The organism is Cyanobacterium sp. Dongsha4, assembly GCF_036345015.1.
Lineage (GTDB): Bacteria > Cyanobacteriota > Cyanobacteriia > Cyanobacteriales > Cyanobacteriaceae > PCC-10605.
In genome coordinates this window covers 1994463-2018976 of record NZ_CP084098.1, presented here as the reverse complement: position 1 = coordinate 2018976, position 24514 = coordinate 1994463, and the positions used below count along the sequence as shown (strand labels likewise).

General features: G+C 30.3%; 19 protein-coding genes and 2 pseudogenes. 8 read left to right on the top strand and 13 right to left on the bottom strand.

What is annotated here, in order from left to right:
* Positions 1-18 precede the first annotated feature (18 nt).
* The 5 genes and pseudogenes from Dongsha4_RS08665 to Dongsha4_RS18985 form a co-directional block, all read left to right on the top strand.
* A complete protein-coding gene (locus Dongsha4_RS08665) occupies positions 19-7029 on the top strand; it encodes an FkbM family methyltransferase (protein ID WP_330205267.1) in 7011 nt (2336 codons plus the stop codon).
* 106 nt (positions 7030-7135) lie between these two features.
* Positions 7136-7423: a type II toxin-antitoxin system HigB family toxin gene (locus Dongsha4_RS08660; RefSeq protein WP_330205266.1), complete on the top strand. Its 288-nt coding sequence runs from the start codon at positions 7136-7138 to the stop codon at positions 7421-7423.
* Positions 7424-7427: 4 nt separating this feature from the next.
* Positions 7428-7649, top strand: a complete 222-nt coding sequence (locus tag Dongsha4_RS08655; RefSeq protein WP_330205265.1) for a hypothetical protein — start codon at positions 7428-7430, stop codon at positions 7647-7649.
* Positions 7650-7729: 80 nt separating this feature from the next.
* Positions 7730-7900 carry a DUF2283 domain-containing protein gene (locus tag Dongsha4_RS08650; protein WP_330205264.1) on the top strand — a complete coding sequence of 57 codons (171 nt, stop codon included), beginning with the start codon at positions 7730-7732 and terminating at the stop codon, positions 7898-7900.
* A 55-nt stretch (positions 7901-7955) separates the two neighbouring features.
* Positions 7956-8048 (top strand): annotated as a pseudogene (locus tag Dongsha4_RS18985) (YgiT-type zinc finger protein); the annotation flags it as partial.
* A 274-nt stretch (positions 8049-8322) separates the two neighbouring features.
* On the opposite strand, the pseudogene Dongsha4_RS08645 reads toward Dongsha4_RS18985, so the two are convergent.
* Together Dongsha4_RS08645 and Dongsha4_RS08640 are read right to left on the bottom strand one after the other, a co-directional pair.
* Positions 8323-8750, bottom strand: a pseudogene (locus Dongsha4_RS08645) (Uma2 family endonuclease).
* Positions 8751-8795: 45 nt separating this feature from the next.
* A complete protein-coding gene (locus tag Dongsha4_RS08640; RefSeq protein WP_330205263.1) occupies positions 8796-10988 on the bottom strand; it encodes an O-linked N-acetylglucosamine transferase, SPINDLY family protein in 2193 nt (730 codons plus the stop codon).
* A 112-nt stretch (positions 10989-11100) separates the two neighbouring features.
* Between Dongsha4_RS08640 and Dongsha4_RS08635 the strand changes: the two genes are divergently transcribed.
* Positions 11101-12438 (top strand): class I SAM-dependent methyltransferase, encoded by a 1338-nt coding sequence (locus Dongsha4_RS08635; RefSeq protein ID WP_330205262.1) that lies wholly within the window; start codon positions 11101-11103, stop codon positions 12436-12438.
* A 44-nt stretch (positions 12439-12482) separates the two neighbouring features.
* Entirely contained in the window at positions 12483-13097 is a 615-nt protein-coding gene (locus tag Dongsha4_RS08630) for a Uma2 family endonuclease (protein ID WP_330205409.1), read from the top strand.
* A gap of 101 nt (positions 13098-13198) precedes the next feature.
* Here Dongsha4_RS08630 and Dongsha4_RS08625 read toward each other — a convergent pair whose 3' ends face one another.
* The 3 genes from Dongsha4_RS08625 to Dongsha4_RS08615 form a co-directional block, all read right to left on the bottom strand.
* Positions 13199-14467, bottom strand: coding sequence for a class I SAM-dependent methyltransferase (locus Dongsha4_RS08625; RefSeq protein ID WP_330205261.1), 1269 nt, complete (start codon positions 14465-14467; stop codon positions 13199-13201).
* 131 nt (positions 14468-14598) lie between these two features.
* Positions 14599-14817: a hypothetical protein gene (locus Dongsha4_RS08620; protein WP_330205260.1), complete on the bottom strand. Its 219-nt coding sequence runs from the start codon at positions 14815-14817 to the stop codon at positions 14599-14601.
* Between the two features lie 190 nt (positions 14818-15007).
* Entirely contained in the window at positions 15008-17392 is a 2385-nt protein-coding gene (locus Dongsha4_RS08615; protein WP_330205259.1) for a tetratricopeptide repeat protein, read from the bottom strand.
* Between the two features lie 46 nt (positions 17393-17438).
* Between Dongsha4_RS08615 and Dongsha4_RS08610 the strand changes: the two genes are divergently transcribed.
* On the top strand, positions 17439-18011 hold the full coding sequence (locus Dongsha4_RS08610; RefSeq protein ID WP_330205258.1) for a Uma2 family endonuclease: 573 nt from the start codon (positions 17439-17441) through the stop codon (positions 18009-18011).
* Between the two features lie 51 nt (positions 18012-18062).
* Here the strand turns inward: Dongsha4_RS08610 and Dongsha4_RS08605 are convergent, their stop codons facing one another.
* The 8 genes from Dongsha4_RS08605 to Dongsha4_RS08570 form a co-directional block, all read right to left on the bottom strand.
* Positions 18063-18230 carry a hypothetical protein gene (locus Dongsha4_RS08605; RefSeq protein WP_330205257.1) on the bottom strand — a complete coding sequence of 56 codons (168 nt, stop codon included), beginning with the start codon at positions 18228-18230 and terminating at the stop codon, positions 18063-18065.
* Positions 18231-18236: 6 nt separating this feature from the next.
* Positions 18237-18977 (bottom strand): class I SAM-dependent methyltransferase, encoded by a 741-nt coding sequence (locus tag Dongsha4_RS08600; protein ID WP_330205256.1) that lies wholly within the window; start codon positions 18975-18977, stop codon positions 18237-18239.
* A gap of 74 nt (positions 18978-19051) precedes the next feature.
* Positions 19052-19306 (bottom strand): hypothetical protein, encoded by a 255-nt coding sequence (locus Dongsha4_RS08595; protein ID WP_330205255.1) that lies wholly within the window; start codon positions 19304-19306, stop codon positions 19052-19054.
* A 93-nt stretch (positions 19307-19399) separates the two neighbouring features.
* Positions 19400-20278: an IS982 family transposase gene (locus tag Dongsha4_RS08590; protein WP_330205254.1), complete on the bottom strand. Its 879-nt coding sequence runs from the start codon at positions 20276-20278 to the stop codon at positions 19400-19402.
* 55 nt (positions 20279-20333) lie between these two features.
* Positions 20334-20615 carry a hypothetical protein gene (locus Dongsha4_RS08585; protein WP_330205253.1) on the bottom strand — a complete coding sequence of 94 codons (282 nt, stop codon included), beginning with the start codon at positions 20613-20615 and terminating at the stop codon, positions 20334-20336.
* A 75-nt stretch (positions 20616-20690) separates the two neighbouring features.
* Complete coding sequence (locus tag Dongsha4_RS08580; RefSeq protein WP_330205252.1) at positions 20691-21896, bottom strand: tetratricopeptide repeat protein; 1206 nt, start codon at positions 21894-21896, stop codon at positions 20691-20693.
* 31 nt (positions 21897-21927) lie between these two features.
* Positions 21928-22404 carry a Uma2 family endonuclease gene (locus Dongsha4_RS08575; RefSeq protein WP_330205251.1) on the bottom strand — a complete coding sequence of 159 codons (477 nt, stop codon included), beginning with the start codon at positions 22402-22404 and terminating at the stop codon, positions 21928-21930.
* Positions 22405-22448: 44 nt separating this feature from the next.
* Positions 22449-24509 (bottom strand): hypothetical protein, encoded by a 2061-nt coding sequence (locus Dongsha4_RS08570; protein WP_330205250.1) that lies wholly within the window; start codon positions 24507-24509, stop codon positions 22449-22451.
* Between the last annotated feature and the right edge of the window lie 5 nt (positions 24510-24514).

The window sequence follows — 24514 nt, the reverse complement described above, 5'->3', positions numbered from 1 at the left end:
TAACTCAAAATAAACACCATGGACAGAAAATTTGATTATAGTAAAGCGATCGATATTTTAGTTGATATAGAAAAAAATGTTGATGTTAACAATTTAATGTGGCAAGATATACAGATTTGGCCATTAATTAGAATGCACATCTATACTAACTTATTACATTTACGAAAAGGTGACAGTAAATTATTAGATAGAAAAAGTTTTAAATCTTCAGATAAAAGCAATCTAGAATTGCTACAGCAATACAGACATTATCAACAAAAATATATAAATTGTGTACTAGAACCGTTAAAAATAGCAAAACAAAAAATAGATGATATATTTTTCTTTTTTAATACTTTTAGTACTTATCATTTAGATACTTTTAATCAAAAAATATATGAGCGATTTGTTGATTCTTTTATTGAAAATATAGAAGCAAAATTAAACTTTTTCAAATTAGAAATTAAAGACGATAATAATAAGGCTAATATTCCCAGATATAAAAATACTTATTTGCTCGATACTTCTACTTTTTTTGAATATTATAATAGCAACATAACACTGAAAAATAATCGAGATATAGCCTCGTGTCTTACAGTTAGAAATATCAACATACTTGATCAATATCTAAAAAAACAAAAAATAGATATTTTTCTTGACTATAAAAATCTTCAAAATCAAATTTTATCTTTAGATGCTTATTGCAAACTATACGAAGATATACTTAATATAATTGATCCTCAAATAGTTTTATTTCCCTGTTATTATCGTATAGAACACTGGGCTTTAATAGCAGTTAGTCACAGGTTACGAATAACAACAGTTGACATACAACATGGTAAACAAGGTCGTTATCATGGTGCTTATACTCATTGGACTAAAATTAATCCAGAAAAAGGTTATGAATTATTACCAGACTATTTTTGGTGTTGGGGAAAAGAATCAGCAGACAATATTAATAAATGGCATCAAGAAATTAACTATCATAAAGCACTAAGTGCTGGTAATTTATGGTTATCAAAATGGGTTAACAGTGATGGTTTAGAGAGTGAATTTACAGCAAAAGAGAAGAAATTTTTAGAAGAACTAGATCGTAAAAAGAAAGTTATTCTCATTAGTTTACAACCTTTAGAAGAGCCTTTGCCAGAGTTTTTAATCGATGCAATTAAAGAATCGCCTTCGGAATGCTTTTGGTTAATTAGAGTACATCCTTTGAGAAAGCATTGGCTTTCGGAGATAGACTCTATGTTAAAAAATCATTCTGTTTCTAATTACGAAATTGTCTTTTCGACGAATATTGCCCTTTATTCTTTACTCAAAAGATGTCACTATCATTTAACAATGTGGTCATCAGTTTGTTATGAAGCTCTCAATTTTAATGTTCCTAGCATTATTCTTCACCCTTCTGGCTTAGAGTTATATCAAGAGTATATCGAACAAAATATTTTTTACTACGCCAGTAATAAAAATAAAATACTCGAAATAATTAATTCATCCGAGCCTCCTTCATTAGCAGAGAAAAATAATTATATACAAACAGATACAAATATTTCTAAACAAACATTACAGACATTAGTTGAAAATGTGATGAATAAGAACCAATTATCAAATAATACAGGAAAAAAATGGCAATTAACCACTCCAGTTGCTTTTATCATCTTCAATCGCCCTGATACCACCCAAAAGATATTTAACGCTATCCGTGAAGCTAAACCGCCCAAGTTATTAGTAGTTGCTGATGGTGCAAGGATTGACAAAGAAGGAGAAGCAGAATTATGTCAACAAACAAGGGCAATAATTAATCAAGTTGACTGGGATTGTGAGGTATTAGTTAACTATTCCGATGTTAATTTAGGTTGTCGTAAACGGGTTAGTAGTGGTTTAGATTGGGTATTTGAGCAGGTAGAAGAAGCGATTATTTTAGAAGATGACTGTTTACCCCATCCCACCTTTTTCCGTTACTGTCAGGAATTATTAGAGAAATACCGAGATGATGAAAGAATCATGATGATTTCGGGCGATAATTTCCAATTTGGACGCAAACGAACCGAATATAGTTATTATTTCTCCCGTTATGGTCATGTGTGGGGGTGGGCTAGTTGGCGAAGAGCATGGACAAAATATGATGATTCTATCGGGCAATGGGAAGAGTTAAGAGATAGCAGTTGGTTATTTGAACTTCTAAAAAATGATCAAGCCGCAGGTTATTGGTCAAGAATATTTCAATCTGTTTATGATGGTTTTAGTAGTTGGGCTTATATTTGGGTGTTTACGATGTGGGCTAATAATGGCTTATGTATTTTACCAGAAGTAAATTTAGTTTCTAATATCGGTTTTGGTTCAGGTACTCATACCACATCGAAAAAAAGTCCTCTAGCTGAAATACCTGTGAATGAGATGGTTTTTCCTCTTGTTCATCCGACTGAAGTTGAGAGAAACATTGAAGCTGATGATTTTACGGAAAAATATATTTTTAGTCAGGGAGATAAAAATTCCAAATTAAATTTTATTTCTTATGCTCAAAACTTTGAAGATGTTTTATTGAATCGTGTTTTTAAATATAAAATGAAAGGGTTTTATCTTGACATAGGGGCATTACATCCCACTTTTGATTCTGTCACGAAAGCATTTTATGACCGTGGTTGGTCTGGTATTAATATAGAACCTATTAAAGATTTTTATAATGTTTTCACACAAGATCGTAATCGTGATATAAACCTTAATATTGCGGTGAGTGATTCTTCGGGAGAATTAGAGTTTTTCCAAGTAGTAGGACAACCGGGAAATTCCACTTTAAACAAAGAAGTTGCCTATCAAGTAGCAGAAGAAAAAGGTTTAGATGTCTTTCAATATAGGGTTTCTGTCAAGACTTTAAAAGATATTTGCCAAGAATATGTTAATCAAAAAATAGATTTTCTAAAAATTGATGTTGAAGGTTTAGAAGAAGAAGTGATTTTAGGTGGTGATTGGGAAAATTTCAGACCAACTGTTTTAGTAATCGAAACGACTTTACCTAATACCAATATTCGTTGTGAAAATAACATTCCCAGTATTTTAAAAGAAAAAGGTTATCAGCACGTTTTCTTTGATGGAATTAACGATTATTATATTGCAGAAGAATCTCAAGAATTAGCTCAACATTTTACTTACCCTGTTAATGTTTTAGATTTTTATATTGATTATCGAATATTGGAGCAAAACCGACAAATACAGTATCTCACTAAAATATTAAAGGACAATAACATAACTATCCCATCCCTTAATGTTCAAAATAATTCCTATGAAATGATTAATACACCAGAAGTAAGTTCACCCATAATCGTAATTGATGGAGTATTTTTTCAATTAAATCAAACAGGTATTGCTAGGGTTTGGAAATCTTTATTAGAACAATGGGCAAATACTGACTTTGCTAATCATATTTTAGTCCTCGATCGCGCCAACACCGCCCCTAAAATTAACAGTATTCGCTATCGAACTATTCAGCCTTATAATCCTAATAACTTAGAGGGCGATCGCACCTTATTACAACAAATCTGCGATGAAGAAAAAGCCGATTTATTCATTTCCACTTATTACACTATTCCCAAAACCACCAAATCAGTAATGATGATATATGATTTAATCCCTGAAGTAATGGGTTGGGATGGTGATCATCTTTATTGGAAAGGAAAACATGATGCTATTAATTATGCTTCTAGTTTCATTAGTATATCGAAAAACACTGCTCAAGATTTACAACAATTCTTCCCAGAAACAGTTAATAAAGAAATCACTGTTGCGTTATTAGCCGCAGATCAAGATTTTGGGGTAGTTTCTCCATCTGAAATTATGGCTTTTCGTCATAAATATAATATTCAAAAACCTTATTATCTTGTAGTCGGAAATGAGGGATTTCAAGGTTATAAAAATCAACTTTTATTTTTCCAAGCCTTTGCTGAGTTACCTACTAAGTCTGGATTTGATATAGTTTGGACTGGTAATAAAGGCTATTTTCCCGAACAATATCGACAATATATTCAAGGATGTTCCATTCATTCACTTCAGTTGAGTGATCAAGATTTAAAAACTGCTTACAATGGTGCGATCGCACTGGTATTTCCCTCTAAATACGAAGGTTTCGGATTTCCCGTTTTAGAAGCTATGACTTGTGGTTGCCCTGTGATAACTTGTCCTAATTCTTCTATTCCTGAAGTTGGAGGGGATGCAGTATTTTATGTTAATCCAGATGATTTACAAGGAATGATAGAGGCTTTGTGTGAGGTTCAAAAACCCAGAATCAGAGATTTATTGAGAAATAAAGGTTTTCAACAAGCAGAAAAATTTTCTTGGACAAAAACGGCAGAAATTTGTCAGAATATCTTATTAGAAAACGCTCAATCTATTAATAATTCTTTTAATATTAACTTCCAATCCCTTAACTTAATCATATTTCCAGACTGGCAACAAGACGAGGAAGAATTATCATTAACCCTAACAGAAGTATTAAGTGCGATCGCGCAGCGCCACTTCGTGATCGCATCTCATCCCCAAGCGGAGGAAATCACCTTAATTATTGATACAACCAATGCTGAAAGTGAAGAAGATGCTCAAATGTTAGTTTCGGCTGTAACGATGAATTTAATCTTAGAGGAGGGAATAGAATTACGAGAAACAACGGAAATTGCTTTTATTGGGAATTTAACCTCTCCACAGTGGGAAAAACTATTTGCACAAATCGGTAATAATCAAACTTATCTGCTACCTTATTCAACAATTTTTCAATTTGATCAAGTTCCAGATTCTGCCCTAGAAAGTTACTGTCAATATCTTTTACAAAATTGTCAGATATTTTTGAATAATAACGATGCTGAAAAATACCTAGATTATTATGATACCTTTTTAAATTATATTGTAGAAAAGATAGAAACAAATACTCAATCTCAACTCTGGCAAAAAATAGCTCTAATTGTTGCCCAAAACTCCTATTTTATTCCCTGTTATTTTAATGATCAAAATCTTAAAGAAATCTATATTAATAGAGCCAAACTTTTAGAATTTACCTTAAGAATCAAAGGTTTTCAACTTGAATATGAATTTTTACCAAGAGAAGTTAAACAAGAAAAAATCAAAATAGGGATTTTAGCCGCTCACTATGGTATTCAAACAGAAACTTTTAGCACTCTACCAGTTTATAATCATTTAGATAGAGATAAATTTGATATAACTCTTTTCACTTTAAGAGTCAATAATCATCGTTTAGAAAAATATTGTTTTGCCCATTGCGATCGAGTTATTCAACTACCCTCAACTTTATCAGAACAAGTAAATATAATTCGTTCTCATGACTTAGATGTTTTATTCATTGGAACAAATATTACTGCAAGAAGTCACTCAATCACATACTTAGCACTTCACCGATTAGCAAGGATACAGATTATTGATCCCAACTCTCCTGTTTCTAGTGGACTGCCCTCTATTGATTATTATATTACCAGTAAACTATCCGAACATTTGCCAACGGCTCAAGAGCATTACACAGAAGGATTAATTACCCTTGATATTCCTCCTCAATGCTTTGATTTTGGTACGGAAGCCAACTTAAAAACGGATCAAATTATCCACAGAGAAGATTTAGGTTTGAAATCTGATCAAACAGTTTTTGTTTCAGGGGCAAACTATTTTAAAATTATTCCCGAAGTAGAAGAAACGTGGATAAAAATACTCACAAAAGTTGCTAATTCTGTCTTAGTTTTATATCCTTTTAACCCGAATTGGTCAAATAATTACCCCATTTCTCTTTTCCAAGAAAGAATATTTAAAACTTTACAAAAATATAATATTGCTGAAGATAGATTAATTATTCTTGAGCCTGTTAAAAATAGTTTAGAAATAAAAGAAAGACTCAAAGTATGTGATATTTATTTAGACTCGTTTCCCTACTCTGGGATGACTTCAATGATTGATCCTTTATCAGTTTATTTACCAACATTAGTATTTAGTGGGAAGACTTCTCGATCGCAAAAAGCAGCCTCTATTTTAAGATATTTTGAATTAGATGATCTAATTGCCTATTCCCCAGAAGAATACATAGAAAAAGCAGTTTTACTAGCTCAAAATTCTCAACTGAGAGAAGAATATCGAGAAAAAATAAAACAAAAAATGCGGAGTAATCCGAGCTTTTTAGATAGTAAAAAATATTCTCAAAAAATAGAAAAAATATTTATTAATTTATATGAACAATATCAACACGAAAATACACTCAGAGAGTTTAACTTAACCAATACCAATTATCTAATTTTCCCTGACTGGCAAAGCGACGAAGAAACCTTAACCGCCGAATTATATAACCTCATTTTCCTATTAGCCAATAACTCCCCCCTTATTAAGGGGGGTTGGGGGGGATCAAATCCCACTCCAGAGGATAAAGAAGGATCAAATCTCCCCTCGCCCATTGGGAGAGGGGTTGGGGGTGAGGGCATAATCACCCTTGTCGTCGATCGCACTGGTATAACGGAAGAAGACGCTAACTTATTCTTATCAGGTATTGCCATGAATTTGATGATGGAGGAAGAATTAGACTTAGAAAATACCTTAGACTTTGCCCTAATTAATAACTTAAATGAACAACAATGGAATAATTTATTCCCAAAAATTACGGCGAAAATAACCCTTGAAAATGAAAATCAAGAAGCTATTAATCAGCTTAATCTTGAGGATTTAGTTACTATTGAGAGGAATGGTAATAACTATGCTATCTTCCCTGATTGGAAAGCAGATCAAGAGGACTTAGCTTTAGAAATTAGTCAAGTATTAATGAATCTTTCTGAGGAAGAAAACGGTACTTTATTAGTTAATCTTAATAATGTAGATCAAGAAGAAGTCGGCTTATTTTTCTCAGAAATAGCCATGAATTTAATGTTAATGGAGGGGATAGAATTATCCGATAATTTACACATTAACTTTGTGAATTTTACTGCTAAACAGTGGCAAAGTTTAGGGGGATTAATTAAAGACAAAATGAGCATTAATTATGAAGATTTACCAGAAAATTTATTGGTAGATAATTAATTATATTTAATAATATTTAGGTGTTAGAATGTAGAAAATAAATTATGATTGATGGAGGGAATTAAGCATTAGTATAATTGAAATAAAATAATTTAAAAAAAGAAGTATGCACATTATTAGCCGTAAAAAATTAAATGAATTTGCTGAACGTTATCCCGAAGTTAAAACAGCTTTAAGGAAATGGTATCAATTAATTAAAGAAGCTAATTTTAACTCTTTTGCCGAAGTGAAACAAATTTTTTCTACAGCAGATCAAGTTAGGAAGCTAACAGTATTTAATATTGGCGGTAATAAAGTCAGGTTAATAACAGCAATACATTATAATCGAAAAAAAGTTTATATTCGTGCTGTCTTAACTCACTCTGAATATGATTTAGATAAATGGAAGGAATAAAACTATGTTAGCCCTAGATATTCAAGAAACAACTAAAAATTGGCAACTTTTAAATAACACTTTATTTGTACCTCATAATGAAGCAGATTATGAATATTTAGTAAAATTACTAGACTCTCTTATTGATGAAGTAGGGGAAAATGAATCTCACCCTTTGGCAAATTTAATGGAAATTATTGGAGTTTTAATTGAAAATTATGAGAACGAAAATATCCCAGAAATTTAATTATTAAAGGAGGTATTTTATGATAGAAATAAATCTTTTAAAATCAGTACCTTAATCTTCTTCAAGCGCCCTCCCATCAAATGTGGATGACTTATGATGAAGATGCGGAAGTTTTATACATTAGTTTTCGTAAACCCCAAAAAGCTAATGATAGTATTTATGAAAATAATATAATCTATCATTATGTTGATCAAATATTAGTAGGAATTACCGTTTTAAATGCTTCTTTATTTTCAGCAAATCCAAACTAACTAATAGTAAGTAAATTATGTTTTCCATTGATAAATGCCTATTTTGTGAAGGAAAATTAAGAAAAAAACAGTAACAGAAATTATTAAAAATGATGGAGATACCGTCAGTTTAGAAGTATCCGCTCTAGTTTGTGATAATTGTGGAGAAAGATATTATGATCTTGAAACGATGAAAAAATTTGAGTTAATTAAACAAAAATTAAAGTCAAGACAAACTAAAGATTTAATTGTTACAGGTAAATCTTATTTACTCAAAAAATAAAACAAGGATTAATTTAAAGATAGAAAACCCGATCACGAAGTAGCATTGTGCGATCGCACCTCTTGAATAAATCCTCAATGAAAACTGGCTTCCTTAATCGCACCCCCACCATTAGCAAAAACCTTGACCACGAAGTGTCACCACACGATCGCACCTTTTACTATTCAAAAACTATTCTCTGATAAAGTTGAGAAAAGGAAATGGAAAAATCAACACTAGCTAAGGCAAGATGATTATTTTCCCCTTCTATGGCATTAAATAACCATTGTTGCTCCGTTTGTTTGATAAACTGTTCTACATAATAACTAGATTGAGAAATTAGTATATATTCCTGTAAACTGGGTAAAGAACGAAGCGATAGTCTGGTATCCAGAGTTTCACATCATTTATATAAATATAATAATCTCGATCGCCAATAGTTAAGGGAAAAGCCCGACAAAAATTGATTGCAATTTGATTGTGATTAGTTGTGCCTCCAGCCACGGGGATTATTTCTCCATCAAGATATTCATTTTTTGTCTCTGATTTTTCCTCTAATTCCAGATATTTTTCTGGGGTATAGTATTTGAGTTCAAGTTGAGCAACCATGATTTGAAATTCCTATCAAAATTAATAATAAATTAACTACGATATTTATGATGATTCTATTTTAGTGTGTTGATTAACATAAATTTCCCACATTTGTTGATAAGCCTTTTCCATCTCTTTTGTAAACTGCTTCCCATTCCACAGAGGAGAGGTTTTTTTAGACTGCCTTAACTTCCAACTAACTTCCTTGCGTAAATTTTCATCTGTACCTAACTTAATACCCCATTCTATATATTCCTCATCACTCCAAGCAATGCCTTCAGTGATACCTGCATTCATCATAAAAGTATAACTGTTACGTGCGGCGAATTGTTCCCCAACTCTTGTTACTAAAGGAATTTCCATCCATAAGGTTTCAAGGGTTGTAGTTGCCCCATTATAGGGATAAGTGTCTAATACTACATCCGCTATTTGCAAATTTGCCCGATGAATTTCCTCTGAGGGCGATCGCTCCAAAAATCTCAAACGGGTGCGATCGACCCCTTCTTGTTCTGCTATGGTAGTAAATAATTGCTTTAATATTTCTTGATTACCATCACCTTTTATTACTAAATAACTATTTGGCACAGCCTTAATAATTTTCATTTGTGAATGAATAGTTGCCGGATAGCGTTTGAGAGCATTTTGGGTGTTAAAATAAATAATTGCCGATTCAGGTATATCTAAATCCTCTCTTTTTAGGGGTGTCGTATCAACTTCAAAACCATCAACGGCAACATAACTATGAGGTAAACGCCAAATTTTCTCTTGATAATATTCTTGAGCGTTGTCAGGTAACACATAAGGATCAGCGATAAAATAATCTATAGCTGGAATACCATTTGTATCCATTCCTAGCCAACTTACCTGAATTGGTGCTGGTTTTAATGCCATTATCATGGAAGTCATGTTATGGGTAAAGCTATCTAAATCAACCAATATATCAATTTCGTCTTTTTCAATTTGGGTAACTAAGTCATTAATTACATTATTGGAGTTATAGGCATAATCCACAACATCCCTAAAATACTGTTTAGTAATATCATCTTCCACTTGATGACAAATAAAATAAGCATAGGTAGTAAATTTTTCCTTATCATGGTGACGCATTAGCCAACGACTCAATAATCCCACAGAGTGCGATCGCATCGTATGTCCAATATAACCTATTTTTAATTTTCGAGATAAATTATTAGTATTTGGTGAAGGAAAATGAACAGGGCAACTATAATGATCTTGAGTTAATTTTTGAAATAATGCACCGACACCATTAATAATTAACCTTTTTCCCCTTGCTTGATCATCAAAATAAAGCAAAGGTTGAGTTAACATACTTAAACAAGTACGAATATAGGCTTTTTCAATGTGAGGTTGTTCTTCCACCAAATCCATTAAAATAGAACGGTATTCTGGAATTATATTGAATGCTTTCTGCCAATCACCTACCGTAATTGCATTAGAAATTAACTGCCGTAAAGCCAACGATTTTTCTGCCAAAGTATTACTATAATCATAAAAACGTTGAGCAAGAATTTTTGATTTCTCATAGTTATAATTACTGGAATAATAATAAATTCCTTGTTTAATAATTTCTAAATTATTAGGTTGATTTTTTATACAAATTTCCACTAATTGAGAAGCATAAAAATAATATTTCCTTTCCTGCCCCATAACTTCAGCTTTGGACAAAAATAGATCTGTTATTTCTTTATTTCCCTGAAAATAATTATTAGCTATATCAGCAAAATCTAAGCATTCATCGCAAGGAATAAGCAAAATGTTGTCCATAAAATTTAGTAATTTTTCATCATCAATTTCAACACTATTCTCATCCAATAAGTTATTTAGATTTATGTCTTTAATATCATCTATTTTCAAAATATTTAAGTTGAATTTTAGCAAGGCTAAATCTAACAAATTGTTCAGATTATTAGGCTCTATTTCTTTAATTTTTTCCCTAATTGAGTAACTAAGATATAATTCTTTATTATCTGCCAGATAATTCGCTTCTTTTTCTAAAATATTGACTAATTCTTGCTGACATTTGTCCTGATTAAGTTCATCTGCTTCAAAAAAAACTGTTAACCAAGTTGATTGACATTCCTGCTCCTTTTGTGCTAGTAAATAAGCTAACCCTAAATACCAATAATTACTGACCTCTTCTGGGTAATTTTCTACTAAACTTTCATAAAAAGTAACTACTTGTCCGAAATCTTTTTGTTGTAAATAATCTTTAACTTGTGGATTCCAGTTAGTCATAAAATCAACCTAAATAAAACTTAAAATAACTTCAAAAATAGCAAAATATTTCATATTATTTTGAGCTTAAAATATTATACAATAATTGACCATAAAAAATCTTTTAATTGACATGAACAAAGAAATAACAGAATCATTACAGCAACAATATGACAGTTTACCTTATCCACAAATTCCTCTTGAACAGTCACCCCAAGAATATTACGATACCTTATTTATTCATGATTTAACTACTCCCTATTATTTATACCAACAGAAAATTATTGACACTAAAGATAAGATTATTTTAGATGCTGGTTGCGGTAGTGGGTGGACTTCGTTATTTTTAGCTTATGCCAATCCAGGTGCAAAAATAATCGGTGTTGATTTATCAGCAAAATCTGTAGAGGTAGCTAAGACGAGATTAAACTATCATGGTTTTACTAATTCAGAATTTTATGCCCTTTCTATAGAAGATATTGGGCAGTTAAATTATTGTTTTGACTATATTAATTGTGATGAAGTTATTTATCTCTTGCCCGAACCAGAAAAAGTCTTAAAATTTTTTCAATCTGTCATCAATAATGAAGGAATTATTAGAGTTAATTTTCATAGCTATTATCAGAGATTTAATTTTTTTAGATTACAAAATTTATTTAAAAATATGGGTTTAATGGACAGTAATCCTGATGATTTAGAAGTGGAGATAGTCAAAGAAACTTTTAATAGTTTAAATGATACAGTTGGAGCAAAACAACTATGGCAAAATAAGTTTTCTCGTATCTTTAATCAACCAGAAAAATTAAAGCAATCTGTTTTAGTTAATTATCTTTTACAAGGAGATAAAGGTTTTACTATTCCCCAAGTATTTGAGATGTTAAACTCCGCTAACTTAAATTTTTTAAGTATGGTAATATGGAGACAGTGGAATATCAGAGATTTATTTCAAAATCCTAATGATTTACCTGATATTTGGGAGTTGGGATTAGCCGAAATTTCTCCTGAAGAAGAGTTATCTTTATATGAATTATTAAATCCCATTCATCGTTTAATCGATTTTTGGTGTGTTAATAATAGTTCTCAATCTTCTACAATTCCTTTAGTAAATTGGGATATAAATGATTGGAAGAAAGCTAAAATTTCTTTACATCCTCGCTTAAAATACTCGAAAATAAAAGAAGATTTATTAAAAGCAATTCAAACTAAACAATCTTTTCTTTTTAATAATTATATCTCTTTTCCTGCTAAGGGAAATGTTGAAATTGAAAGTGATGTTGCCAGTTGTCTTCTTGTTCTCTGGGAAGCAGAAAGTGTTACCCTAGAAGAATTAATCAATCGTTGGTTAATCATTCAACCAAATGATCTAATTTCTTTAGAATCTAAATCTTTAGAATTGGCTTATGAGGAATTAATTAATGTTATTGTTAGATTGGAAAATTTCTTATATGTTTTAGTGGAAAAAATCAATTAAATAATAATCTTGCTTCAAAAACATTTAATAAATAGGTGACTACAATGAGTGCGATCGCATCTAGGGTAAAATTAACTTTTGATGAATATTTAAGACAATACCCCCAAGGGGAGGGTTTTTTTGAATTAGTAGATGGAGAATTAATCAGAATGGAAGCTATTCGGGCTCATAAAAATATTAGCCGATTTTTAGTGTTTAGTTTTAACGATGAAATTAGACGTTTAGGGTTAGATTATATTGTAGATAAGGATATAGTGATTCGCACAGTTAACAGATTAGGAAATGAAAGGGGACGTATTCCTGATGTTAGCCTAGTTCAGGCTTCTTTATGGAACAATAATGTAATCACTTACGGTGCTGTAACCGAACCTCTTGAATTAGCCGTAGAAGTGGTATCAACAAATTGGGAAGACGATTATATTGATAAATTAGAAGAATATGAAACTGTGGGTATTAAAGAATATTGGATCGTGGATTATTTAGCGATCGCTTCCCGTAGCTACTTAGGTAATCCAAAAGTGCCGATGGTTTTTGTCTATCAGTTGCAAGACGGGAAATATCAATGTAGATCCTTTAAAAATAATGAACAAATAATTTCCTCCATTTTTCCTGAATTAAAATTAATAGTAGCGGAAATTATCAAGATTTCTGGCATATAAATAATAATATATTTGCTCGGGCAATAGAATTTATGCCCGAAGACATTTTGACTGATGCCATAGTAACAGGAAATCCTGCCAGTATTATTTATTACCATTAACTATTTATAACCATAGGCAACAATATCAAAACTTCTTCTAATTAATTTCAAATCCTTAAAACCATTTTCTTCTAACTGTTTGCCCAAATTTTGAGTAGTAAAACCTGTTTTATGTGCCATATAAGGCATACCGTGATAGCTAGTACCCATGCCATAAAACATCCACAATGCAGGAACAGGACCTGCCGGAGATTGATATAAAGGAGGTTCTTCCATTTCGCCTCGCATTACCCACTCCGCAGCGGTTTGCATATCAGGTACAACAAACATCACAAAGCCCCCATCTTTTAACACTCGTTTAAATTCAGCAAGGGCAATGGGTACTTCAAAATTATATATATGTTCTAAATTATGGGAAGAATAAACTGCATCCACACTATTATCTGGCACACCACTTAAATCGGTGATTGTACCAATAATATCTGGTTGTACATTAGGATCAATATCTAAACGAATTTCTACCCAATCATCCCCCCGAAAATCTTGAGGTAAAGCATTAGGATTATAACCGCCACATCCCACATGGAGAAGGGTTTTTTTACTATCTCCCGTTGCCTGATTAAGTTTGGTTAATCCTTGATGATTAATTCTTTTTATTTGTTTGTTAATTGCATTGTTTTGCCATAGTAAAATAACTAACTCCTGTTCCATAAAACTGTAAGATTTTGTCTCTGGATTAACAACCAATAACTCATGAATATTATTAGCATTATTAAAGTTTTGAAAATCAGCAATAGCATTTTTTGTTTCTTGATTTTCTGTATGAGAAATCATAATAAAGGCTTCTTCTGCTAAAAACGGTCTGATACTCATTAATGCTAATAATATTTCTCGGTAAGATTTATTGCCATCTAGGTAAAATAAACCAATTTTTTCCTCGCTATTTAAGTATTCTAAATCTTCACAAAAACTTGTTACATCTCCCTCATAAAAGCAAGTCCGTTCAAGATAATTAAATGATTCTAAAAGATTATTAATATCATCCAAGTCGATGGTTTCATCATCGATAATTCCATAAGCCATTAATTGAGGATTATGCTGTAAGGTAGAAATTAAACTAGCACCAGATTTTTCTAATACCTCGCAATATACTTCTTTTTCTTCTAAGCAACTGACAGCAGTATTTAGTAACAATAAAACATAGGGGTTGATGGTACTATTAAGATTCTCTAAAATTAAAGAGAAATCATTTTTTTTATATGCGATCGATTCCAGATTCTCAAAATCAAAGATACTGGGAATTAATTGTAAAAATTTTTGACTATCCATCGTTAGTTATTTGAGTATAATTTGTTATAATTTGAGTCTATATTTACGGGAGGTTTGAGGCTACCAATTTTCACCACGAACATTTTATTTTAGTTTAATAATTGCAATTAATTATTTCTTTAAGTAAATTTTTAAGAAATAATTCTTGGATAAATCTGGGAAACAGAAAGAGAAAAATCAATACTAGCCAACTTAAGATAATTATTTTCTCCTTGTTGTTCCCCTTTGACGAAACCTTCTTGTAAAATAGTCTGATACAAAAGAGATTCCCTCAATACTGTCATATCCCACCTCATTATTTTTTGTACGATCGCCATTTCTAAAACAAAAGATGCAAAGAATGATAACAACGGTTATAAATCCTGAAGTTGATCATTCTTCCTTAATTCTACTAAAACATTAGTAACAGTTGCCTCTTTTCTATTTATAAAGGAAAAATAATAATTTGATTAGACATATCCATAAATCGGGCTATAAGCCCTAAATAAGATGCAAAAACCAGAATTTTCACCAAAAGTACATTTTATCAAAAAAAGCGAGTTATTTTATACTTAAATAAAACTTTTCAAGTCCTTTAACAGCTGTCCAATCATCATATAATAAATAAATGTTTTTTCTGATTTTATCACTAATATTATTTCTTAACTCGTCATTTTGACCTAATCTAATCGCAAGTTTGATATAATCTTTTACACTGTTAGCAATGGTATCTATAACTTGAATCATCTTTAAAATTCCTTCTGATTGTCGAGTGCGGAAAAAATCTCCTGAATAGGTGATAACGGGTAAAAAAGACTCTAAAGCGTCGAGGGTAGAATTGAATCCTGTAAAACCAATGGTATCAAGGAATATATCACAACTATTTAATAATTGCCAGTAATCTTGATGATTTTTAATAGTAGGTAAAAAGATACAATAATCCTGCCAGTCTAATTGATAATTACTAAAACTGCGTTTAATTCTTGCCCAGAGTTGAGCTGTAATTTTGTCATTATTTTGATTAATTCTAGGGTGAATAAAAACAAATTGACAGTTTTTTACTTGTCGTGCTATTTCTGTATAAATATAATCATATTGGGGCAAATATTTAGAACAATATTGAGAAGAAATATAGATTATTTTGTCTTCCCTTAAATTAAATTTAGCTTTATTTTTTTCAACTTGAGGTAATTTTCTTTGAGGATAAACTACCCCTAAATTAGGTAATTTAATTAACTTCTCAGAATAGTGATTTTGGGCATTATCTCCTTCTATTAATTCGCTAGAAATAAAATAGTCAATGGTAGGGATACCAGAAGTAATAGGATGTCCCCAAGTAACACATTGAATTGGTGCGAGTTTTAATCCTGCTAATTGAGACATTCTCGAATACATACTCAAGTCTAAAAAGACTAAAATATCCAAATCATTGTCTTTAATTTGTTTAGCAATCTTTTCGATACTAATATTATCCTTAAATTGATAAAAATAATCGCTATGCTGTTTAAATTCATCAGTTATTTTGTCTTGGGGAAAATCTCTTAAATAATAACAGTAAATTTCAAATTTATTTTGATTATGGTTTTTTACCCATCCGAGGAATAATTTTCCGACTACATGAGTTCTTAAACAATAAGAAATATAACCAATTCTGATTTTTTCTCGATTTTTATTTATTTTTATGGGTTGAGAATAATCAGGATAATTAGTTTTCATTACTTCATGAATAAAATTACCATATAATTTTTGTAATTGTAAATCATTTTGGGCTTGATAATGTAAGTGATAGTTTGTATGAATATTTATTAAATGTAAAGCTAATAAACGATTATTTTTAACTTCTAAATTTATCTGAGATATTCTCTGTAAAAATCTTGTTAAATTCTGTCGATAAAAAGTAATTTCTTCTTCATTTTCATATATAAAAGGTAAAATGCGGGAGGCGAAGTCTACGCCTTCGGTATCCCATTCTAAAGAAGCAAATAAATTATCGTCGGGCAATAAATGACAATTATGACGAGCAAAATTAATAGATTCTTGAATATAATTAAAAGAGCGAATATTGTTAACTATCCACAAAAAGTTTTCATAAGTTGGGCTAATTTTTAGGGCTTGATTATAGTAATCTAATGCTAAGGTGATTCTATCATCTTTTAAATATAAATTACCTAAATTCAAACAAGTACCAAAGTATTGATTATCAACATCAAATGCTAATAGGTAATATTTTCCTGCTTGTTTTATCTGATTATTATTTAATAATAGATTTCCTAAATTATTGTAGCTATCCAAATGGTTAGGATTTAACTTAATAGATTGTTGATAGAATTTTATTGCATCTTCAATATTATTAAGTTTTTCCAGAAATATTGCCCCATAATAGAAGTTGAGATAATTTTCAGGATCAGAATTAATCCCTTGTAAAATAGCTTGATAAGCCTGTATGTATTCTGATAATTGATAGTGAATTAAGGATAAATTTTGCCATAAATAACTTTGATTATCTTCAAATTTAATAATTAATTGATATTGATATTTAGCTTCGTTAAGCAAACTATTTTTTGTTAATTTTATGGCTTCTTCAATCCACTGTTGAATAAGATTATTACATTTTAGCTGTAATTGTTTATAATGAGGTGCGATCGCTCTTAAATTTTGATAGACTAAGATAGCAAAATCGATTTGATTATTCTCAACAAAAGCTACCATAACTTGATCTAAAACTGAAATTAATAAATCAGAATATTCTGAATTTTCCAGAGTTAAAAGATAAAACCAAGTTGTTTCCCCTTCAATTTGATTTCCATTTAATACATAAGCCAATCCTAAATAAATATAATCAGTATAATTTTCTGAGTTTTCTTCTAGTCTTTTTTCATAAAAACTAATCAAATTATCATAGTTTTCTAAGTCTAAAAATTGTTTAATGGCAAAACGCTGATTCATATAAATGAGCTGTTATTATAAGTAAATAAAAATTAGAATTATGACTATGGCTACAGTTATTAATGTTAAACCACTGATCAATCTAACTAGTGAAGCATTTTATCAATTATGTCTTAGTAATCCTGATATAACGATGGAAAAAAGTCCTCAAGGAGATTTAATTATTATGTCACCCGTAGGTGGAGAAAGTGGTAATCGAGAAGCTAATTTAACGATTAAGCTAGGAATATGGAATCTTCAATATAAACTAGGACAGGTTTTTAGTTCATCAACTATCTTTAAATTACCCAATGGAGGCGATCGCAGTCCAGACGTAGCGTGGGTATCACAGGAAAAATGGGATAGTTTAACTCCAGAAGAAAAAAGGAAGTTTCCACCTCTTTGCCCCGATTTTGTGATTGAATTGAGATCAGAAAGTGATAGACTAAAGCCATTACAAGAAAAGATGCAAGAATACTTAAATAGTGGTTTAAGATTAGGTTGGTTAATTAACCCTCAAGATGGGGAAGTAGAAGTATATCGTCCTGAAAAATCTGTGGAAGTGTTAAAAATGCCTTGTCTTTTATCAGGAGAAGATGTATTACCTAATTTTGAGCTACAAATGGATATTAACTGTTAATTAGATGAACTAATTCTCATCACTATCATGTAAAAAAAGTAAAACATAATGTTATTTATTGTACAATTTTGTTTTGGCATTTTGGGGAAAAGTTTGATACATATAATTAATTTTATTGACATCTATTATTGTCTCACCAAAATGCGATCGCAGTCCATGAAAAAGAGAATCACATTGATATTCTGGTAAATCCCCTTGAGAAATAAACAAAATTTTCATCGCTGTTTATAAAGTATTTTCAAGAATAAAATTCATTAAATATAATTCAGTAGAAAAAGTATGTAAAATTAAATCTCTTGCTTTAATAAAAGATAATGTACTGATTTGTGATAATTCTTCTACAATTTCATCATAGTTATCTATTAGAATTCGAGACTCTGGATTCAGATTAGTAATAATACCCAAACCAGTCGGATAGGAGTCTAAAACAGTTATATTTAAGTCTGGACGATATTTTCTTAAACCTATCATTAAACGCCAAATATCACCAGTCCAATCTATTGTAACCCTAGCTCGACTACTTTCAGAAAAACAACGAGGCAAAATATCATGAATTAAAATATAGCTATTTTTATGGGCGTATTTTTCAATATTAATAAAGTCTCTTAAAGCGAACTCAAATAAGTGCATTCCGTCAATAAATGCTAAATCTATTTTTGCTATTTGAAAGAGATTATTTGCATCTTCTGCAAAGAATAAATCGCTAGTTTTAGCATAAATTAAATATTCACCATTGTCTTGTATTTGAGGATTAGGATCAACCCCTATAATTCTATTCTTAGCAAACCTTAATGAATCACCATGACTAACTCCTATTTCCAAATAAGTTTGCGGATTTAATGTTTCATGAAAAGCACTTAATATCTCAAGATAAATATTTCCTTCTACGGGTAAATAAGTTTGTTTATCTATCTCTTGATCTATTAATTTGAGGTAATTAGGAAAATCGTAATCAATATATTCCATAATAAAATAATAAGTTTTAGTAATTATATTTAGTAAAAAAGATACAACAAGAAATAAATATATTAACAATTTATTTACAGTTCATTATCTTGTAAAAATTCTTTTTTGGAAGCAAAACGTTTAATTTTAGCTTCAATATCAGTTAAAATCTCTTTTATTTCATCTAAATCACTCTCTAATAAATATTCACTCAGTAACTTGATTAACGATTCTGTTTCCATCTTATAATTTAACATTAAAAGCAGAATATCATTTTCATAAATACTAACTCGCTCGAATTTTCCTTGACGATATAAAGAGGGAATAACATACAATTTAAGTAAAATCAATCCTTTTACGCTTACACAATTAATTGAGATTTTACCAAATATTCTCTTTGTGGCAAATTCTTTTAAGACTTTATTAAATAACCTGAGTTTTGGTTAAGCAGATTGAGGTAAAATCCATTCTAAGCGAAGGTGGGGCTTCTTTGGTTGATGACAATATGCGATTAACCCACATAATATATTGACACAGAAATTTATTGGTGAACGATGACGAGAATGTTCTATTTGTGATATGTTTTTGAGCTGATCATTGATTGTTTCGACAATCGCTCGTTTCCGAGATAAAAGTTTGTTATGAAGTCTCATTAATTTGTTCTTCATATTGCGTCTGGGTTTGGCAAAAAACTCAATACCAAAATCTTTCAGTAACTTTGTGGCTAATTTTTGTGAGACATAACCTCTATCACCAAAAACTTTTCCCCAAAGCTCTTTTAAAAGATCGACTACAGGTTTACGGTCATCGACATTACCTGGGGTTAAGCTCATATTCACAATTTCCCCCAGTTCATTGACTACCAGATGGAGTTTAAAACCAAAAAACCAATCCACAGAGGTTTTGCCTCTTTGAGCTAAATTTTTAAATACTTTATGTTGGCGAATACGGCGGTTATGACAAACTTGGATCTTGGTAGAATCAATAAAACTAATTCCGGTACAGTTCCCAAAACAGTGCTTGAGGTAAACACACAAGGGAATAATAGTTGATGGAATCCATTGGACAAAACGTTGATAACTGGGAAGTTTGGGAAAAGCAGAAGTCCAATATTGTTGAACGTGATTAAGATAAAAATGTTTGAAATTACGGTAATGATTTTGGTGAAAAGCAATGAGAATAGTCATAATTTCACTTAAACACAGACTTTTAGTACGAACACGTTGGACAGCACCATGAGAGATAAGTTTTTGTTGCCATTGAGGCTCAAATTGTTGGCAGAAATCATCGACATGACAAAATAAATAATCTAAATTAAACATAGGGCAGTAGTTAGTTGATGGTTTGTTATATTCAGCTTACTATCTGCCTGTTTTCTTATCCAAAACTGAGGTTAAATAAATTATTTTGAGTTAGTAAAATATCAATTTGTAAAAAGCCAAAACTCCCTCTTATGAAATCTTTCTTTTGTTCATTAACAATCATTTCTGGTAGCTGATTCAATTCATCAACAGATAAGATTAAGTCAATATCTTGAGTATTTCTTCCTTCAATATAGCTTAATAAAGCTACTCCTCCAACTAATAAGTAGTTAATTTTGCGATTCTCTAATATTTTAAATAATTGATTAACATTTTCAAGTAATTTATTACTATTCATTATTTTTTTATTCCAATTTTTTAGATCAAAAATTATCCCATTTTCGATTATTTCGCTAATAGCTACTGTCATAATTTATTGTGATAAACTTTCAATATATACTTTAATCTTACTCGCTAATTCCAGATTATTTAATAATAGTTGTTGTTCGAGTTCCTTACTTAATAATTTACATACATTTTCGGTTAATAAGATTACATCTTCTCCTTTTTCTTCCCCTTCAGAAATAAAAGAATATAAGGTTAATTCAGACGCTAAATCATTATTATCATATAAAAAAGCTAATGCTAAATAAACATGACTCTCTAAACAATCTCTATCAACTTGTAAACTTTGTTCATAAAGTGCGATCGCATCTTGATAATGACCTTGATTAAAAGCGGTTTTAGCTTGATTTTTTCGATAAAAATCTTTGATAAATTTATGGCAATTATAAATATTTTGAGAAAGAGAATTAATTAGGGGTTTTAAATATTCTTGTAAAGGAAGACTTGTGAATAAATTATAACCTCTTTCTGCAATTATCTTTCTATCTCGCTCCCTTTTTAAATACTCGATACAAGTGGAAACTAAATCTTCATAATTACAAAATACTAAACCTTCTTGAAAATAACTTTCTTCCTGAAAATTATTACCCTTTTCTGAGATAACAAAAACTCGATTTGCTAACAAATGAGAAACCCTCACAATTTCAAAAACTTGAGCTTCGTAAAAGTGCATATTTAAAACAATTTTACTTCTGGCAATATAGCGGTTTCTTTCCTCTCCATAAACCCCAAAAAGTGCCTCAACTTTTATTCCTTCCTCTTTTAAACTGTCTATAATTTCTTGACGATGTTCATTAATTGAGCCATAAAACAATACATCAATATCTTGATTCTCATTGTTAGGAATGCAAGTCAAGCAGGGATGATAACCGATGGGTAGGTGTTGAATATTGTTAATACCCCATTTTTGTAACTGAGCGATATTCGATAAACTATAATCCCAGATAGGATATTGATATAGATAATCCAGATAGCCAGATTGTATCCATGGAGATTCAGGATAAATTTGTTCGAGATTATAAATAATTGAGTTAGGGGGTAATTCAACCTGATTCGGATAAAGTAAATTATTAACACCTAAAATAATATATTGTCGATCGCATCTTCCCAAATCATCAGTTAAAATGCTATCAAAACCCATATCTTGTAAAGTATAGTGAATCGCTTCCTGAGTTTCTATTAAACATTTATGGTGCAGTTGTGATTTAATAAGTGCGATCGCCAATTTTTCCATTATTTATGTGATAAGTACTTATAAACTTGTATTATCGTTTAATTTGATCAGGAAAATCGGGTACTAAAAAAGATTTTTCTAATTTACCTTGTTTATCGTAAAAGGTGATACTCCCATTTTCATCACATAGCCAAACTTCCATCGCCTCTGCCGAGAAATATAACTGTTTTTTGAATAGCATTTCTCCTTCTGTATTCCCACTTGATTTTACCTCTATACAAATTTCTGGGGCAATGGAGGCAGATACTTCATCTTCAATTTGTTGAAATCTTTTATTTGAATACCATACCACATCAGCAACTTTAACTCCATCGGATGTATTTATGGCACATTCTGGCATGACTTCACCCGTTTTCAAAAAAGACTCCAATAAAAGTAAGATTCTCCCCTGATAAAAAGAATGTCTAATTTTAACAGGACTCATAACAATTTGTCCCCATTTATTTAACTCTATTTTGAATGGTAAATCTTGTAAATATTTATTATCACAAACTTCTTGCCATTTCATAATTTATAAAACAGTTTTATTTTATTTTATCATTAATTTTATTTTTAAAATCTTAATTTATAATTTTTAACATTTATGTCATTATTGACAACTTCCATTAAAAATTTTTCTAAACCTTGAACAGAATCTAAATCATAGAATAGTTTATGTTTATTAAGTTTCATTTTATCAATTATTTTCTGTCTCCATTGCTGATTATTCCCTAACTTTATTGCCATATCGATATAGTCTTTTTCCGAATAAGTAATAGTATCTTCCACATTAATCATTTTTAAAATTCCGTAGGAATGTCTGCCCCTCATAAATTCACCCGGACAAGTTACAATGGGTAAATCACAACTCACAGCTAATCTACAAGTATTATCTGCTGACCAAGTCAAAGTGTCCAGAAAAATATCTCCGATTATATGTAAACTCATAAATTCTTCCTCATTGAGGCGGGGTAAAATCACACAATAATCCTGATAATTTAGATTATATTGAGCGAAGACTTTTCTCAGTCTTTTTCTAAATAAAAAATTTACATATTTACTAATGGGAAACTCAATAAAAATAAATTTTGCAGTAGTAACTTTGAGTGCAATCTTAGGATAAATATAATCAAATTGGGGTAAGTATTTGAACAGAGATTGAGTTGATAAATAAAGAACAGATTTATGTTCAAAACCAAATTCTTCTCTTGTTTTTGCTGTTTTTGATAAACTTAATTCCTCTAAATAAAGACCAATTTTGGGTAATAAAATGAGCTTTTCTGTATAATGATCTTGACTATTTTTTGTTTCCATTAATTCTCTCGATATATAATAATCTATAGTAGATAAACCTGAAGTAATTGGATGACCTAAAGTTACACATTGGACAAGAGAAAGTCGTAAACTCGCTAATATAGTGGTAACCGGTTTCATCCCTATATCTGTATAGATTAAAACATCTAATTTATCCTGAATAATGGCTTCTATATTTGTTATTAAATCTGACGAACAGAAATAAAATTTATCACTATATATTATGAATTCTTCCGTTATATAATCTCTTAAATCTTCCAAATAATAACAGTTAATAGTAAACTTATTTTTATCCAATAACTTAACCCAACCTAAAGCCCAATTCGCCCCATTATGATCTCGAAAATGGCAAGAAATAATCCCTAATCTTATTTTTTCTTCTCGCTTCTGAGAATATTTGACAGTATTAACAAATTGTGGAAAATGTGCCCTGACTACTTGTTCTACTAATTGCCCGTATTTTTGTTGAATGTTTAGATCATTTTTTCCTTGATATTGGAGATAAAAGTTTGTACTTAAACTAATAGCCATTAAAGCATTTTTTCTCTCTATTTCATTTCTTAGACACAAATGTTGAGATATATTTTCTAAATTATTAATAAATCTTTGTCGATAAAATTCTATTTCTCTTTCACTCTCATAAATTATAGGTAATATTTTCGCATTTTCTAACTGATAAATTATATTATGAGGATTCAATGCCAAACCTTTTTCCGCAAGTGCGATCGCATCTTTTGCCCGTCCATTATTTCTAAGAAATTGAACCATTGCTAAGTATAAATTTTGCTCATAAGGAAATTCTTTAATTCCTTGCTGTAAGGTTAAAAATAATTCTTCGTGACGATATTGCTTCGCTAAAAATCGAGCATATTCTAAATAAATGTTAGGATCTTGAATTTCTACATTAATTAAGTATTTAAAAATAATTTCTGCTTCTTCTTCATTACCTATTTGCAAATTTAGATCAAGTAAATACTTATAATAAACCAAATTTTCTTCATCTAAATTAATTAACTGTTCATAAAATAATTTAGCTTCTTTCCAGTAATTTAGTTTGACAAAATTAATAGCTATATTCTGAATAATTTTGATTAATTGTTGAGTTTCTTCATCTATATTTTCACTCTCCAATAATATTGACATCCACACAGATTGTGCCATCTTTATCTGATTATTTAATAAGTAAAGAACCCCTAAATACCAATAATTATTTATTTCACAGGGATTATTACTAATAAATTTTTCACAAGCAGTAATTAGCTGGGCTGTTTTCCCTTCTTGATAAAATTTGACGATGTCAGAATAGTCAATATTATCCATTATAT

Bases quoted from the DNA above. Each gene is read 5' to 3' on its own strand.
- Dongsha4_RS08665 (WP_330205267.1), top strand. From the start codon at position 19: ATGGACAGAAAATTTGATTATAGTAAAGCGATCGATATTTTAGTTGAT.
- Dongsha4_RS08660 (WP_330205266.1), top strand. From the start codon at position 7,136: ATGCACATTATTAGCCGTAAAAAATTAAATGAATTTGCTGAACGTTAT.
- Dongsha4_RS08655 (WP_330205265.1), top strand. From the start codon at position 7,428: ATGTTAGCCCTAGATATTCAAGAAACAACTAAAAATTGGCAACTTTTA.
- Dongsha4_RS08650 (WP_330205264.1), top strand. From the start codon at position 7,730: ATGTGGATGACTTATGATGAAGATGCGGAAGTTTTATACATTAGTTTT.
- Dongsha4_RS08640 (WP_330205263.1), bottom strand. From the start codon at position 10,988: ATGACTAACTGGAATCCACAAGTTAAAGATTATTTACAACAAAAAGAT.
- Dongsha4_RS08635 (WP_330205262.1), top strand. From the start codon at position 11,101: ATGAACAAAGAAATAACAGAATCATTACAGCAACAATATGACAGTTTA.
- Dongsha4_RS08630 (WP_330205409.1), top strand. From the start codon at position 12,483: ATGAGTGCGATCGCATCTAGGGTAAAATTAACTTTTGATGAATATTTA.
- Dongsha4_RS08625 (WP_330205261.1), bottom strand. From the start codon at position 14,467: ATGGATAGTCAAAAATTTTTACAATTAATTCCCAGTATCTTTGATTTT.
- Dongsha4_RS08615 (WP_330205259.1), bottom strand. From the start codon at position 17,392: ATGAATCAGCGTTTTGCCATTAAACAATTTTTAGACTTAGAAAACTAT.
- Dongsha4_RS08610 (WP_330205258.1), top strand. From the start codon at position 17,439: ATGGCTACAGTTATTAATGTTAAACCACTGATCAATCTAACTAGTGAA.
- Dongsha4_RS08605 (WP_330205257.1), bottom strand. From the start codon at position 18,230: ATGAAAATTTTGTTTATTTCTCAAGGGGATTTACCAGAATATCAATGT.
- Dongsha4_RS08600 (WP_330205256.1), bottom strand. From the start codon at position 18,977: ATGGAATATATTGATTACGATTTTCCTAATTACCTCAAATTAATAGAT.
- Dongsha4_RS08590 (WP_330205254.1), bottom strand. From the start codon at position 20,278: ATGTTTAATTTAGATTATTTATTTTGTCATGTCGATGATTTCTGCCAA.
- Dongsha4_RS08585 (WP_330205253.1), bottom strand. From the start codon at position 20,615: ATGAATAGTAATAAATTACTTGAAAATGTTAATCAATTATTTAAAATA.
- Dongsha4_RS08580 (WP_330205252.1), bottom strand. From the start codon at position 21,896: ATGGAAAAATTGGCGATCGCACTTATTAAATCACAACTGCACCATAAA.
- Dongsha4_RS08575 (WP_330205251.1), bottom strand. From the start codon at position 22,404: ATGAAATGGCAAGAAGTTTGTGATAATAAATATTTACAAGATTTACCA.
- Dongsha4_RS08570 (WP_330205250.1), bottom strand. From the start codon at position 24,509: ATGGATAATATTGACTATTCTGACATCGTCAAATTTTATCAAGAAGGG.